The organism is Marinobacter metalliresistant (genome assembly GCF_038098645.1).
GTDB classification, from domain to species: Bacteria; Pseudomonadota; Gammaproteobacteria; order Pseudomonadales; family Oleiphilaceae; genus Marinobacter; species Marinobacter metalliresistant.
This window is the reverse complement of sequence record NZ_CP101118.1, coordinates 172,825-187,778: the sequence shown is the minus strand read 5'-3', so window position 1 is coordinate 187,778 and position 14,954 is coordinate 172,825. Positions and strand designations below refer to the sequence as shown.

At 57.4% G+C, this 14,954-nt stretch carries 12 protein-coding genes and 1 tRNA gene; 7 read left to right on the top strand and 6 right to left on the bottom strand.

Annotated features, from left to right (window positions below; genetic code table 11):
* The first annotated feature begins 33 nt into the window (after window positions 1–33).
* Window positions 34–663, top strand: a complete 630-nt coding sequence (locus NLK58_RS00915; RefSeq protein WP_117616855.1) for an arylesterase — start codon at window positions 34–36, stop codon at window positions 661–663.
* Between the two features lie 7 nt (window positions 664–670).
* On the opposite strand, the gene NLK58_RS00910 is transcribed toward NLK58_RS00915, so the two are convergent.
* On the bottom strand, window positions 671–1,537 hold the full coding sequence (locus NLK58_RS00910) for an alpha/beta fold hydrolase (protein ID WP_341581788.1): 867 nt from the start codon (window positions 1,535–1,537) through the stop codon (window positions 671–673).
* A 171-nt stretch (window positions 1,538–1,708) separates the two neighbouring features.
* Here NLK58_RS00910 and NLK58_RS00905 point away from each other — a divergent pair.
* Window positions 1,709–1,784, top strand: a tRNA-Asn gene (locus NLK58_RS00905).
* A gap of 56 nt (window positions 1,785–1,840) precedes the next feature.
* Here the strand turns inward: NLK58_RS00905 and NLK58_RS00900 are convergent.
* Window positions 1,841–3,130, bottom strand: a complete 1,290-nt coding sequence (locus NLK58_RS00900; RefSeq protein WP_341581786.1) for a M18 family aminopeptidase — start codon at window positions 3,128–3,130, stop codon at window positions 1,841–1,843.
* Between the two features lie 121 nt (window positions 3,131–3,251).
* Here NLK58_RS00900 and NLK58_RS00895 point away from each other — a divergent pair, with 121 nt between their 5' ends.
* Both NLK58_RS00895 and NLK58_RS00890 read left to right on the top strand, forming a co-directional pair.
* Entirely contained in the window at window positions 3,252–3,740 is a 489-nt protein-coding gene (locus NLK58_RS00895) for a hypothetical protein (RefSeq protein WP_341581784.1), read from the top strand.
* 105 nt (window positions 3,741–3,845) lie between these two features.
* On the top strand, window positions 3,846–4,454 hold the full coding sequence (locus NLK58_RS00890) for an outer membrane beta-barrel protein (RefSeq protein WP_341581782.1): 609 nt from the start codon (window positions 3,846–3,848) through the stop codon (window positions 4,452–4,454).
* Between the two features lie 65 nt (window positions 4,455–4,519).
* Here NLK58_RS00890 and rlmKL read toward each other — a convergent pair whose 3' ends face one another.
* Entirely contained in the window at window positions 4,520–6,712 is a 2,193-nt protein-coding gene (gene rlmKL / locus NLK58_RS00885; RefSeq protein ID WP_341581780.1) for a bifunctional 23S rRNA (guanine(2069)-N(7))-methyltransferase RlmK/23S rRNA (guanine(2445)-N(2))-methyltransferase RlmL, read from the bottom strand.
* Between the two features lie 301 nt (window positions 6,713–7,013).
* On the opposite strand from rlmKL, the gene rmf reads away from it, so the two are divergent.
* Window positions 7,014–7,226: a ribosome modulation factor gene (gene rmf, locus NLK58_RS00880; protein WP_117616851.1), complete on the top strand. Its 213-nt coding sequence runs from the start codon at window positions 7,014–7,016 to the stop codon at window positions 7,224–7,226.
* Window positions 7,227–7,413: 187 nt separating this feature from the next.
* Here the strand turns inward: rmf and NLK58_RS00875 are convergent, their stop codons facing one another.
* Complete coding sequence (locus NLK58_RS00875) at window positions 7,414–8,433, bottom strand: quinone-dependent dihydroorotate dehydrogenase (RefSeq protein ID WP_117616850.1); 1,020 nt, start codon at window positions 8,431–8,433, stop codon at window positions 7,414–7,416.
* Between the two features lie 407 nt (window positions 8,434–8,840).
* Between NLK58_RS00875 and NLK58_RS00870 the strand changes: the two genes are divergently transcribed.
* Window positions 8,841–10,004 (top strand): cation diffusion facilitator family transporter, encoded by a 1,164-nt coding sequence (locus NLK58_RS00870; protein WP_117616849.1) that lies wholly within the window; start codon window positions 8,841–8,843, stop codon window positions 10,002–10,004.
* 17 nt (window positions 10,005–10,021) lie between these two features.
* Here the strand turns inward: NLK58_RS00870 and NLK58_RS00865 are convergent, their stop codons facing one another.
* Window positions 10,022–11,521 carry a RimK family protein gene (locus tag NLK58_RS00865; RefSeq protein WP_117616848.1) on the bottom strand — a complete coding sequence of 500 codons (1,500 nt, stop codon included), beginning with the start codon at window positions 11,519–11,521 and terminating at the stop codon, window positions 10,022–10,024.
* 201 nt (window positions 11,522–11,722) lie between these two features.
* On the opposite strand from NLK58_RS00865, the gene rimI reads away from it, so the two are divergent.
* Window positions 11,723–12,841: a ribosomal protein S18-alanine N-acetyltransferase gene (gene rimI, locus NLK58_RS00860; protein ID WP_117616847.1), complete on the top strand. Its 1,119-nt coding sequence runs from the start codon at window positions 11,723–11,725 to the stop codon at window positions 12,839–12,841.
* Here the strand turns inward: rimI and uvrB are convergent, their stop codons facing one another.
* Window positions 12,842–14,902, bottom strand: a complete 2,061-nt coding sequence (uvrB, locus tag NLK58_RS00855) for an excinuclease ABC subunit UvrB (RefSeq protein WP_117616846.1) — start codon at window positions 14,900–14,902, stop codon at window positions 12,842–12,844.
* Window positions 14,903–14,954: the final 52 nt, after the last annotated feature.

The following is a 14,954-nucleotide window of genomic DNA, read 5'->3' as shown; positions in this document are numbered from 1 at the left end:
TCCTGAAAACGGAATAAGGTGTATTAACTTTCTATGCATACGGCATCGGCGTACGTCAGATCAATTCTTTTTCTCGCGGTTGCCCTGCTGGCCCTGCCGGCAATGGCCAGCCAGAACACACTGCTTATTGTCGGTGACAGCCTCAGCGCAGCCTATGGCGTACCCTCCGAGACTGCCTGGGTGCAGTTACTGCGCAACCGTCTGCAGAGCAACGGGCTGGCCGGCTGGGAAGTGGTCAATGCCAGCATCAGCGGGGAAACCACCGATGGCGGTGCTCGCCGGCTGCCAGAACTGATAGCGGAAAACGACCCCGAGGTTGTGATTATCGAACTTGGCGGCAACGATGGCCTTCGCGGCTTCCCTCCCAACGTCATCGAATCCAATCTCGCCTCCATGATCGAACAGGTTCAGGACTCCGGCGCCCGCGCCGTGCTTGTCGGCATGCAGATACCACCGAATTACGGACAACGCTACACGGAAATGTTTGCCGAAATATACCCGAAGCTGTCAGACCGCTATAACACCGATCTGGTTCCCTTCTTTCTTGATGGCATCTACAACGAGGATGGACTGATGCAGGATGACGGCATCCACCCAACCGAAGAAGCCCAGGCCAGGCTGCTGGAAAATGTCTGGCCGGTAATCGGGCCGATTCTGGAGTGATGCAGGTTCACGCTAATGCCTGAAGGAATGCCAGAGCCCGACGTTCTGACCAGTAGAAACCATCACGGCCATGCTCAACGAAGCCAACATGCCCGCCCCAGCGCGGGGACTCCAGCCGAACGTGCGCACCCAGCACGCTGCGGGATTCCGGAAAGCACTGCGCGGAGAGGAAGGGATCATCCGCCGCATTCACCATCAGTGCCGGAACGCGGATATCCCTTAGCCTCCCGAGCGCCGAACACTGGGCCCAGTAGTCCTGGGCATCCCGGAACCCGTGCAACGGGGCCGTGTAGCGGTCATCGAATTGGTGAAAACTACGGATCGAATCAAAACCGGAAACATCAATCAGATCCGGGAATTTTTCTGCTTTTTCCTGAATCTTGACCTTAAGATCCCGAAGAAATCGCTGCATGTAGATCTTCCGGCTGGGCAGTGCCAGCATGTCCGCGCTGCCTGCGAGGTCACAGGGCACGGAATAAGCAACAGCGCCGCAGATTCTGCTGTCTACCTGCTCGCCCTTTTCGCCGAGATAGAGCAACGTCAGGTTACCGCCCATGCTGAAACCAGACATAAACAATGCCTCGTAAGAGTCAGCCAACCCCCGATTAATCACCAAACTCAGATCCTCAGTGGCGCCGCTGTGATAGAACCGTGGCTGGTGGTTCATCACGCCGCCGCAAGAGCGGAAATTCCAGGCCAGGACGTCCCATCCCTCACGCAGCAGAGCCCTGGTCAGGCCCAGAACGTAAGGCCGACGGCTATGCCCCTCCAGGCCATGGGAGACAATCGCCAGGCGGCTACTCCCCTGGCGGTACCAGTCAAGGTGCAGCTCATCATGGTCTGGCGTGGACAGTATTTCGGGCTCTGGATCCATTATCGGCACCCGACGAAACAGCGTGGGCCAGACAGACTGAACATGGCCATTACGCAACCAGGGCGGCGGACGGTAGTGAAGTGTCTTACTTTCGTACAATTTTTAGCCTTTCATATCAGGGGGTTGACCCCGCAAACCAAAGCGCTTAATATGCGCGCCACTTGATACTGTTCCCCGATAGCTCAGTTGGTAGAGCAACGGACTGTTAATCCGTTTGTCGCTGGTTCGAGCCCAGCTCGGGGAGCCACTTCTTCCGAAATGCCGCTGTTTCTTTTGAACCAGCGGCATTTTTCGTATCAGGCTTCAGAAAACCTGCTCACGCTGCATGAACTCCGTCAGCACACGGAACAGGGTGAAGCCGTCCTCTGTGCCAATCAGCTCGCGGATGGAGTGCATCCCGAACTGGGGCACACCAATATCCAGCGTGGTCACGCCCAGGTTACCCGCTGTCAGCGGACCAATGGTACTGCCACAGCCCATGTCGCTTCGCACCACAAAGGTCTGATGCGGCAGCCCCAGCTCGTCACTGATATGGCGATACACCGCGGCCGAGCGGCTGTTGGTGGCATAGCGCTGGTTGTGATTGACCTTGATCACAGGCCCCTGATTCAGGATCGGCCCGTGATTCTCATCGTGTTTGTCCATGTAATTCGGGTGAACACCATGGGCGTTGTCGGCCGACACCATCATGGAACGGGCAATGGCCCTGGCTTTGCCCGGACCGGCCCAGCGGTCCAGAACGGCAGTCAGGAACGGGCCCTGGGCACCCTCGGCCGACATGCTTCCAACTTCTTCGTGATCGTTACATACCAGCAGTGCGGCCTCGTCGCCCGACGCCTTCAGCAAGGACTGAAGACCAATGTAACAGCTCAGCAGGTTATCCAGCCGGGCGGAGGCAATGAATTCGTCCCGCAACCCAACGAACGAAGCCTCACGGGCATCGTAGAAACTCAGTTCATAACCCAGCACCTTGCGGACATGGAGGCCGGATTCGGCCTCAATCTGATGCGAGAGCATATCAGCGAAACTGGTGGTGTCGCTTTCCGGAACCTGCATCAGTATCGGCGGCAGGTCGGTCTGGGCGTTGACGGTGCGATTGCTGTTGGCCTCACGATCCAGGTGAATGGCCAGGCTCGGAATAAAGGCCACGGGTTTGCGGAAATCCACCAGGGTGTCCCGAACCTTGCCGTCCCCATCGAGCACCGTTACCCGGCCGGCCAGCGAAAGATCCCGATCAAACCAGGGATTGAGCAGAGCGCCACCATAAACCTCAACGCCAAGCTGGAAAAAACCCTTGCGGCGCAGCTCTGGGTTTGGTTTCACCTTCAGGCAGGGACTGTCAGTGTGGGCACCCACCATACGGATACCGGATATGGTGACGTCCTTGCCGCCGGTGCGAAACGCCACAATCGACGACCCGTTGCGAATCACGTAATAGCCCTGCCCCTGCGCCAGAGACCAGTCCTCCCGCTCATCCAGTTCCTGAAACCCGGCCGCTTCAAGCCGTTGCTTCATCGTCGCCACGGCATGCCAGGGTGTGGGGGAAGTGTTCAGAAACTTCAATAAATCTTTGTTGAATTCAGCGTGTTCCATGATGTCCCTGATTGAAAGATAATTGCCACAACAGTATGGCATGAAGCCGTAAAGCCTCATACTGGGTCAACGGACTTTCCCCATAACCGGGCCACAAACCAACCACCACCGGGAGCCCACTGTGCCTGCACCAAGATTTCTCGATATCGAATATTGCCAGACCGACGACGCCCTGTTTCCCACCGCCATGGCCTGGTCGCTGGAAGATGGCCGCATAAAAACCGTCGTGATCGCCCCTTCCGATGACTGGCTCCCGGAAGACGGCGACCTGGGCGACGTCGACCTGCGGTATCTTGAAGAACAGGGCGTGCCCCTGATCGAACTGACCCGGGAACTGCACCAGGACCTGCCAGACCTGACCGTGTACGTCGATGGCCTGGACCCGGACGAAATCCTGATCGACCTCATTTTCACCGCCGTTGCCCAGGAAGCTCCGTTTGAAATTGCGCCCATCGGAGAACTCATCACAGGCCTGGACAGTGAAGCCCTGGAAGACCGCCGCCGCCAGCTCCTGTTCGAAGAGAGCCTGGAACCCCAGCTGCCGGAAAACGGCGTCTACGCCCTACTCCTGATGGCCCGTGAAGAAAACCTGCTCGACGAGGACCTGTAACGGGGACAAAACCGACACAGGGAAGTGTGACACGGGTCGACGTAACAAACGGTTACACGAGGCAGAATCAGCCCGTATTCGCCTACGTCAGGAAACCCCATAACAATGAACACGGTTGTGCGAACGCCCCTAACCACCGCATTGGTAACCGCCCTGCTTCTCGCGCCCCAGGCCGCTCTGGCCGAGGAAACACCCAGGGCAGACAAACACTACATTGGCCTGATGGCGACCACCTTCAATCACCGCACCATCGGCGAAGGCAGAAAAGAAACCGCCTGGGGCAGCGGCGGCACTCTTGTGGTAGGTGGCCATATAACCGATCTGTTCCACGCCGAACTCCGCGCCGGCGGTGGCTTCAAAGACGCCGAAGTCCCCAACAGCGACCTCAGCCTCGCCGTAGACTACTACGCCAGCTGGTACATGGGCCTGCACTACCCCATCACCGACTACGCCAACGTCTACGGCCAGTTCGGCTTCTCCTATATCCAGGGTGAAGCTGAAATCAGCGACCCTGAGAACGACCGCAACAAGGCCTTCCTCGACCTCGAAGGTGAATTCCCGGACAGCGGCTTCAGCGTAAGCTGGCTTGCCGGCCTCGATTTTGAAGTGATGGACGACACCTACCTGGTGTTTGAAGGTGGGAAGCTGTTCAAGGACACCGGTTCGGATGTGAATACATTCCAGTTCTCTGGTGGCTTAAGGTACGAGTTCTAGAGAACGGCTGGCCCATGAGTTTGCAGAGGCAGGAGGGCCAGCCCCTCCTGCCGATACTCTAATATTCAGGCCTTGTGGCGAATATGCCAGCACCGATGAATCCGCGGGTTCCGCTGGAAATCCCTATCCAGGGTATCCCGCGTAACCTCAACAACCTCAAACTCGCTCTCCAACTCATCATCCAGCCTGAACCGCCGGAAATTGTTGGAAAAAATCAGCAACCCATCGGAACTCAGCCGTTCCATGGCCTGCCTGACCAGCCTCGGGTGATCTTTCTGGATATCCAGTACCCCCGCCATCCTGGCTGAATTCGAAAAAGTCGGAGGGTCCATGAAGATCAGATCAAACCGCTGGTCTGCAGATGGCCTCTCCGCCAGCCAGGCCAGGCAGTCAGCCTGCTCTACCCGGTGCTTCTTCGGATCAGCGCGATTCAGGGCCAGATTGTCCTCAGCCCAGCTAACATAAGTCTTCGACATATCCAGGCTTAGCGAACGGCTCGCGCCACCCACCGCCGCATGCACTGTCGCTGCACCGGTGTAACAGAACAGATTCAGGAACCGTTTGTTGGCCGCATGCTGCTGAATCCAGTGACGCACAGGCCGGTGATCCAAAAACAGCCCGGTATCCAGATAGTCCTTCAGGTTCACCTTAAGTACACAGCCGTATTCGTGCACCTTGAAAAACTCACCGCTGGCCGCCTGCTTCTCGTACTGATTAGTACCTGTCTGACGCTGGCGCTGCTTACACACCATGTTCTCACGCTCAATATCCAGAGCCTCCGGGATCACCGCAAGGGCTTCCGCCAGGCGTTCACGGGCTGAGCGCTCGTCTACCGACTTTGGCGCCGCATACTCCTGAACGTGTACCCGCCCCTCATAGACATCGATAGCCAGAGCAAACTCCGGCATATCCGCATCGTATAACCGGTAGCAGCCAATGCCCTGCTTTCTCGCCCACTGGCCGATGGTCCTCATGTTCTTCTTCAAACGGTTGCGCAGCATAGCGGCGCGCTCCTCGCTGGCAATACGAGGCGTGACCTCTCCGGGAACGTTGGGCTCCCTCGGGGTCATGGCGCTGACCTCATCCACCTGAAACAACAGCAACTGAGCCGGCAACTTCCCGTTGAACAACCGATACTGCTTGTAACTACGCAGACCAATGGACTTACCGAACTCCGGCACACCCGTAAACACGCCGAGACGCCAGCCGGGCACGGTCCGTTTCACTGTGTCGCCCAGAGCCCGATAGAGTGCTCCCAGTTCCTTGCGCTCACTCAGACGCTCGCCGTAAGGGGGATTGGTCAACACCAGTCCCTGTTCCGACCACTCAGCTTCCAGTTGCAGGGCATCCACAGGGCAGGTTTCAACGTGCACAACGCCCTCCAGCCCTGCCCGTTGAATGTTTTTCCAGGCTGCCTCAATCACCCGGCTGTCCTGATCAAACCCGGCCAGCCTGGGAATGCGGCCCTGCTTGCCTTCGTGGGCACGACGCTCCGCTTCCTGCCGGAGAGACAGCCAGAGATCAGGCTGATGGCCCGGCCAATGCTCGAACCCGAACCGTTCCTGCTTCCGACCCGGAGCCATATCAAGCGCCATCATGGCGGCTTCAATCACCAACGTGCCGGAGCCGCACATGGGGTCTACGAAGTCACCACCGGCGGCGGCGATCTCTGGCCAGCCCGCTCGTATCAGCAGAGCCGCTGCGAGATTTTCCTTCAGCGGCGCGATGCCTTTGTCGGTCCGATACCCCCGCATGTGCAGACTGTGACCGCTGAGGTCGATGCCGAGCGCCAACCGACCCCGGTTAAGGCGGGCCGATACAGTCACATCAGGATTTTTGGCATCCACCGAGGGCCGTGGGCCACCATTGGCCTGGAACCGGTCAACAATGCCGTCCTTGACTCGCTGGGCGCCATACTGGGTGTTGCGGATGGCATCGTTCTGCCCCAGGAAGGTAACCCGAAAACTGCCCTGTACCGGAATGTGCTGCTGCCAGTCCATGTGCACCACGCCGTCATAGAGCTCATCGCCACTGGTGGCACCAACTTCATCTATGTGAAGGATCACCCGGTTGGCCAGGCGCGACCAGAGACAGGCCCGGTAACCGCTCTCCAGGGGGCCTTCCACCCAGACGCCAGCCGGCGCATTGCGCACGGTGTCCAGCCCGAACGTGTTGAGTTCGTCCGCCAGAAGGTATTCCACACCTTTCGGACAGGTTACGAAAAAGACAGATTTGGACAAGATCAACTCCTGGTTCATTGGCGGCTTGGGGGTAAGTTTCGGGAATAGCAGCCGTTACCGGATTCCAGCGCCATTCGTTATTTCATAAAACTATAAAAAAGTCGTCACATAGACGAAATAAATAGTGTACATCCGCGCGAGCTTCGAATTACCTTGTAAATGACGCGTCGTTCCGGAAGGCAAAAACCTTCCGTTAACAGGATCCTGACTGCTCTGGCTTGAGCTGACAATAGTGGGTTATCCCTGAGTGGATAACACTCGTCATGGCCACTGCAGATGTGTACACGCTTGTTCTGTTAATCCATCAGTGAGGAACGGCATGAAAAGACAGAAAAGAGACATGTACGCTCGTGCATATAAGCGGGGTTATCTCGCTGGCGTGTCCGGTAAATCCAAAGAAAGCTGCCCGCTCGAACAAGCGGAAGTCCGCCAGGAATGGCTGAACGGGTGGCGAGAAGGCCGTACAGATCAATGGGAGGGCATGACCGGCGTATCCGGCATCCACAAACTGGCCAATGTTACGACGGCGTGACGCCTGAACTAACCCCGACTATCTTAATCTGATCTTTTTCCACACAATTTGACGCAGTACTCAGAGCAACCCAAACGGGGCCTCCCGCCCCGTACCATGCGATGAAGCGCCACGGGGTTCATTCCCCGCAAGGGCCCGCTCAGCGGGCCCATCTTCGTTTTATGGCACTCAGATTATTTCACCTGGATTATTTCACCTGCCTGATGGCTTCCACCGCTTCCCGAATCAGATCTGGACCACGGTAAATAAAGCCGGTATACACCTGCACCAGTTTTGCGCCTGCACGAATCTTTTCCGCAGCGCTCTCGCCATCAATAATGCCACCCACTCCGATAATTGGCAGGGAATCACCCAGCTCAGCGTAAAGCCCCCTGATGACTCTCAGAGAGGCCTCGCGAACCGGTGCACCACTGAGGCCGCCAGCTTCGTCGGCATGGCGATGGCCTGCAACGGCATCGCGGTTGATGGTGGTGTTGGTCGCGATCACACCGTCCAGACCGGTTTCCCGCAATGCGGTAGCGACAAACCGGATGCCCTCGTCGTCCATGTCCGGAGCAATTTTCACGGCCACAGGCACGTACCGGCCATGCTGTTTCTCACATTTGAGCTGCTCATCCTTGATCGCCACCAGCAGACCCTTCAGGGAATCACCGAATTGCAGATCGCGAAGCCCCGGTGTATTAGGCGAGGATACATTCACCGTAATATAGTCAGCCCGGGTATAGACCGCGGAAATGCCCTTGCGGTAGTCCGACTCGGATTCGTCGTTGGGCGTATCCTTGTTCTTGCCCACGTTGATTCCGAGCACGCCCTTATAATGGCGGTTATCCACACGCTCCAGCAGGTGTTCCAATCCTTCGTTATTGAAACCCATGCGATTAATGATGGCCCGATGCTCCGGCAATCTGAACATACGAGGCTTGGGGTTGCCAGGCTGCGCAATTGGCGTAACCGTACCCACCTCTATAAATCCGAAGCCCAGGCCCCCCAGGGCATCGAGATGGTCGGCGTTTTTATCCAGTCCCGCAGCCAGCCCGACCGGGTTCGGAAAGTCCAGCCCCATAACATTTACTGGCAATGAATCTATCTTGGGCGCGAAAGCGCTCAAAACGCCCAACCGTTGCGCAAGATCAAGACCGCTCAAGGCAATATTGTGGGCCTGCTCCGGTGGTAACCGGAAAAGCAGGTTACGGATAACGCCGTACATCTGAAAAACTCCCTTAGTCCAAGTGGGCGGAGTATACCGGAAGTTTTCCACAGCATCCCGGAGCAGAACAAAATCAGCGCTAAATGACTGTATGATGGCAGTCTCACAACCTTTTCCACGGAATCTGTGGATAACCCTGTTGAAAATAGCGGGGCAACGTTTGCCATCCCTTGATAACTGCGCCAGCCTACAGATTGATCATTTTTTGATCAGTTATTTTTATCTTTATTTTCAACATGTTATATGTTTTTCGTATTGCTATCGACAAAACCTGTACAAAATGTTAACCCATCACCATTCTGCAATGATGTGTATAAATCACAGCAATTCCGGGCCTTGAGCAGACCTGCCACAACCGGACCGAATAACGTTATACTGCCTCCTGTCGTCTGATCCGGAGTGCCCCTATGCAACAACCCATCTCCCCCGCACAACAACACCGGGATAACCTGGCAGTTGAAATGAAAGAGGCATCGCGGGTCACGATTATCGGAATGATTCTGGATGCCGTTCTCGGTATCATTAAAGTCATTGCCGGGGCTCTTTTTCATTCCCAGGCCTTGATCGTGGATGGCATTCACTCGTTTACCGACGTCGCCTCGGATCTGGTTGTCCTGGGCGTGATGAAGGTTTCCCGCCAGGAGCCTGACGAGGATCACCCCTACGGCCACCAGCGAATCGAAACCTTTGGCACCCTGGTACTGGGCAGCATCCTCATTGCCGTCGGTGCCGCCCTGGCCTGGGAAAATACCCTGCGCCTCATCGAGGGCGGCGTAGAAACCGTTCCGGGCTGGCCGGTTCTGGTGGCTGCAGCGGCGTCCGTTGTGGGCAAGGAATGGATTTACCGTTACACCCGCCAGGTCGGCCTGGCCATACGGTCAGACCTGATTATTGCCAATGCCTGGCACAGCCGTACCGATGCATTTTCTTCCGTGGTAGTCGTGGTCTCCACCGCCGGGGCGATGCTTGGACTGGTGTGGCTGGATGTGTTTGCGGCCGTGATAATTGCAGGGATCATTATTCACATTGGCTGGAAATTCACCTGGGACAGCGTCAAAGAGCTGGTGGACACGGGGCTCTCTCCCGAAGACACGGAAATGCTCAAGAGCATCGCCCGGGATACCGATGGTGTCCGGAACGTTCATGAACTCCGCAGCCGCCGGATGGGCCATGATATCCTGCTGGACATTCATCTTGTGGTGCGGCCGGAAATCAGCGTCTCGGAAGGGCATCAGATTGGTATGCAGGTAGTCTCTGGAATGAGGGATGCCCTGGACAACATCCGGGACATCAACTTCCACATTGATGCCGAAAATGACGAAGATCAGCCCCCAACCTCGGAACGCCTGCCTTCAAGGGAAGATATCCGGGCCATCCTGGCCCGGCATTTGGGGGAACTGCCCCAGCACAGCCGATTGCGACTTCATTACCTGAAGAACAAGGTGCACCTGGAGCTGTTCCTGGACGAGCCGGAAACAAAGACCCCCTTTACCTCGGAAAATATCCGGGATCAGCTACGGGACTATCCGTGGTTTGGCAGTATCCGGGTCTGGGTAGCTGGTGGCCCCTGAGATCGACCCGGCGCCTGCTAACGGCGCCGATTCTCCTCCATCCGGGACAGGAACTCCTGCATGATCAGGGTGTACAGCTCCCCTCCCAGAAATTTGTCTTCAACACCGGCATCAATGCTCGGGTTGTCATTCACTTCGATCACGGCAACCCGGTTTCCGGATTGCTTGATATCCACGCCATAAAGTCCGTTACCAATCAGCTTTGTTGCGTTCAGCGCGGCCTGAATGACGTTCCTTGGCACCTCATAGGTCGGCATGGTCTCGAAACCACCACTTTCGCTTGCGGATTCGCCGTGCTGGTATATCTGCCAGTGGCCTTTCACCATCATGTACTTGCAGGCGTAGATAGCCCGCCCGCCCAGTACACCGATTCGCCAGTCGTAATCCGTGTACAGGTATTCCTGGGCCAGCACCAGCGCCGACTGCTTGAACAGGTCCCGGAGGCCGGCACGCAGGGACTTTTCATCTTCGGCCTTGGTGACTCCCCTTGAAAAAGCCCCGTCCGGGATCTTGATCACTGCCGGAAAACCCAATTCCCTGATAACCTGCTCAACCGCATCCTTCTGGTCCTTTGAAAGGATCAGAGTCTTGGGCGTCGGAACCTTGTTATTCTTCAGCAGATCCGCCAGGAAAACCTTGTTGGTGCATTTGAGGATCGATACCGGATCATCGATCACCACCATACCCTCGGCATCCGCCTTGCGGGCAAACCGATAGGTGTGGTGGTCAATGGCCGTGGTTTCCCGGATGAAAAGACCATCGTATTCCGGCAACCGCATGTAATCCCGCCGGGTGATCTGTTCCACATTGATACCCAGCTTCCGTCCGGCCTTCACAAATCGTTTCAGGGCAACCTTGTCGCTTGGCGGCATTTCCTCATCCGGGTTCACCAGCACGGCCAGGTCGTAACGGTAGCGACGGCGCGTTCGGGGCTTGCGCCACACCATGCTGCTGAAGCGGTCCAGGGCGGCCGCAAACACGTCCTGTTCATGCTCACCCAGATCCGCCGGGGCCGCCGGTTTCATGGATTCAATCTGCCACTGCTTGCGGCGCTTGAATACGATCTCGAGAATCGGGCAGGGGAAGCGCTCGAACAGAGCCCGGGCAACAGGCTTGAGCTCCGGGTGCTCAGACTGTCCGAAGCAGGTCCGGACCTTCACCTCGTGGGTCGCCTCGCGCTCATCGCTGGCCGGGTTAATGGCCGAACCAGCGGCTTCGAGCCAGTTAATCACGCTGGCGTCCAGCTCTTCCAGCTCCAGGGAAAACAGTCCCTTTCGACTCAGATCGTTCAGAGTCATGACCGAGGGCACCACATGGTGGCCACGGGCCTCCGCCAGCAGCGAGCAGTAGTAGCCCCGGCTCAGGTATTTTGCACTCTGACAAAGGTTAATAACGCGCACCCGGCTGGCAGGTGGCGCCGAGAACTGAAGATATTGATCGAAGGTCAGCACATCTTCACTGGGATAATACGGTGCCCAGTCTTTGGCGCGGTCCACTACAATGAGCAAGCGGGACATTAAAGGCGATCCTCCCTGAAGGTTATTGCCTGTGTTATCTGCCGCAACAATACGCCGGTAACAAAACCGGTACAATCGGCGCATGATGCGTGCTTTTACGCATGTTTGCACACTTTGCGAACCCTGGACTCTCTACCATAATAGCCGGATCAGGGAAGCCTGCCTGCACGCCCTCAAAGCTCTTCTCAAGGCCGCATTACGATGCCTGATTTCCAGCTCCGACAAGCTTCCAGCATGGACCTTGACGCCCTGGTGTTGCTTGAAAACCGGTGTTTCACCGAGGACCGGTTGTCCCGGCGCAGTTTCCGCCGTTTCCTGGAAATGCCCAGAGACCGGCTGATCGTCGCTGAAGCCGGCGAAGACCTGGTGGGTTACTGTCTGGTTCTGATGAGCGCTGCCACCCGCCTTGCCCGGATCTACTCCATTGCCGTCTCGCCGTCCGTGCGCGGCCAGGGTGTAGGTGAAAAGCTGGTTCAGGAGGCGGAAGAGGAAGCCGTTAAAGCGGGTCGCATCATCATGCGGCTGGAAGTCCGGGAGGACAACCGGGGCGCCATCAATCTGTATAAACGCCTCGGGTACCGCCAGTTCGGAACCTACCGGGACTATTACGAAGACCACGGTGATGCCCTGCGCTTTGAGCGGCGGATCCTGTTCTATGAGCCCTCCCGTGAATTTCAGGCCGTGCCCTATTACCCGCAGACAACGGATTTTTCCTGTGGCCCGGCAGCGCTGATCATGGCCATGGCTGCCCTGGATGAGCAGCAACTGCTCACAACCCTGGAAGAGCTGAGAATCTGGCGAGAGGCGACCACCATCTTCATGCTTGCCGGCCACGGCGGCTGCGGCCCTCACGGGCTGGCACTGTCTGCCTGGAATCGGGGCTTTGAAGCCAGTGCATGGATCAGCATGGAGGGTGCCCTGTTCAAAGACACGGTCAGGAATGAGGACAAGAAACGGGTTCTGGAACTGGTCCACGAAGGCTTCCTGCACGACATCGGCCAGACTGGCATTCAGCTCCACCACGACCCGCTAACCCTGGAAGCCATGGAAGAAGCACTGCACGAAGGTCGGGTACCGGTTATCCTGATCAGCACCTGGCAGCTGAACCGGAGCCGCGTCCCGCACTGGGTGACTGTGTGTGCCATCGACGACCAGTTCGTATACCTGCACGATCCGGAAATAGACGTGGACGCCGGAGAAACCGTCGCCGATAAGCAATACCTGCCCGTCGACAAACGGGTGTTCAGCCAGATGTCCCGCTATGGCCGCAACCAGCCTTTACAGGCGGCTGTTATCGTGGGACCCAAACGGCCGGGCTAACTACCCGGTCCGCAAAGCCGCCTCTTTCAATTCGGAGATATCGTCCCGCAGGCGTGCAGCAGTCTCGAAATCCAGTTCCGAAGCCGCCTTGTACATCTCGTCCTCCAGGCGGGAAACTTCCTTGAGGACTTGCTCGGGAGACCGGTTGCCCAATTTCGCCCGGTACTGCTCCGCTTCCTCCGCCGCCTTCTGACCCGGGCGCTCCGCCTTGCGACGTCCGCGGCCACCACCGCCGGCACCTTCCATGATATCGGCAATCTTCTTATTCAGGCCCTGGGGCGTAATGCCGTGTTCTTCGTTGTGGGCTTCCTGCTTCGCCCGCCGACGACCAGTCTCGTCGATAGCCCGCTGCATGGAACCGGTAACCCGATCACCGTAAAGAATGGCTTTGCCGTGGAGATTCCGCGCCGCCCGGCCCATGGTCTGGATCAGTGAGCGCTCGGAACGCAGGAAACCTTCCTTGTCCGCATCGAGAATGGCAACCAGCGACACCTCAGGCATATCAAGCCCTTCCCGTAACAGGTTGATGCCCACCAGCACATCAAATTCACCCCGGCGGAGATCCCGGATGATCTCCACCCGCTCGACGGTGTCGATGTCCGAGTGCAGATACCGGACTTTTACGTCGTGTTCCATCATGAAGTCCGTCAGGTCTTCCGCCATCCGCTTGGTGAGGGTGGTCACCAGAACCCGCTCCTTCACCTTCACCCGGGTGTGGATTTCGGAAAGCAGATCATCCACCTGCGTGGAGGCCGGACGAACCTCGATTTCCGGATCCAGCAGGCCGGTGGGCCGTACCACCTGCTCCACCACCTGGCCGGTATGCTCGGCTTCGTAGTTGCCCGGCGTCGCAGAGACAAAAATCATCTGCGGCGCGATGCGCTCCCACTCCTCGAACCGCATCGGCCGGTTATCCAGCGCCGAAGGCAGCCGGAAACCGTACTCCACCAGGGTTTCCTTGCGCGAACGGTCGCCCTTGTACATGGCACCGATCTGGGGAATGGTCACATGGGATTCATCCACCACCAGCAACGCATTGGGTGGCAGATAATCAAACAGGGTTGGTGGCGCCTCACCCGGGCGGCGGCCAGAAAGATAACGTGAGTAGTTCTCGATGCCATTGCAGTAACCCAGCTCCATCATCATTTCGATGTCGTACCGGGTGCGCTCCTCAAGCCGTTGAGCTTCCACCAGCCGATTATTGTCCCGCAGTTGCTGGAGCCGCTCATCCAGCTCCACCTTGATGAGCTCAATCGCATCCAGCACCTTCTGCCGGGGCGTCACATAGTGGGACTTCGGATAGATGGTTACCCGGGGAACCCGACGCAGAACCTCGCCTGTAAGCGGGTCGAAATAGCTGAGATTCTCCACCTCATCATCGAACAGCTCGATGCGGATGGCCTCCTTCTCGGATTCCGCCGGAAATACATCGATCACATCGCCCCGCACCCGGTAATTGGCCCGGTGGAATTCAATATCGTTGCGGGTGTACTGCAGTTCGGCAAGGCGACGCAGGATAAAGCGCTGATCGATCTGATCACCCCGGTCCAGGTGCAGCATCATCTTCAGGTAGGACTGGGGATCACCAAGGCCGTAGATTGAGGACACCGTCGCCACGATGATTGCATCCGACCGCTCCAGCAGGGCCTTGGTGGCGGAAAGACGCATCTGTTCGATGTGCTCATTGATGGAGGCGTCTTTCTCGATAAAGGTGTCCGACGACGGCACATAGGCTTCCGGCTGGTAGTAGTCGTAGTAGGAAACGAAATACTCCACCGCATTGTCCGGAAAGAATTCGCGGAACTCGCCATACAACTGGGCAGCCAGGGTCTTGTTGTGGGCCATGATGATGGTTGGCCGCTGCACCTGCTGGATTACGTTGGCAATGGTGAAGGTTTTACCGGAGCCGGTTACCCCCAGCAGGGTCTGGTGCGCCAGGCCGGAGTGGATGCCATCCACCAGCCCCTCGATCGCCTTGGGCTGATCACCCGCCGGCTGGAACGGTGAATCGACTTTAAACACACCCTCTCTGGTGGAAACGCTGGGCTGATTACTGGCCATAACTGGCGGGAACCTCCGGTAGAACTGAAGCAGGGACAAAACAGCCCCTGCC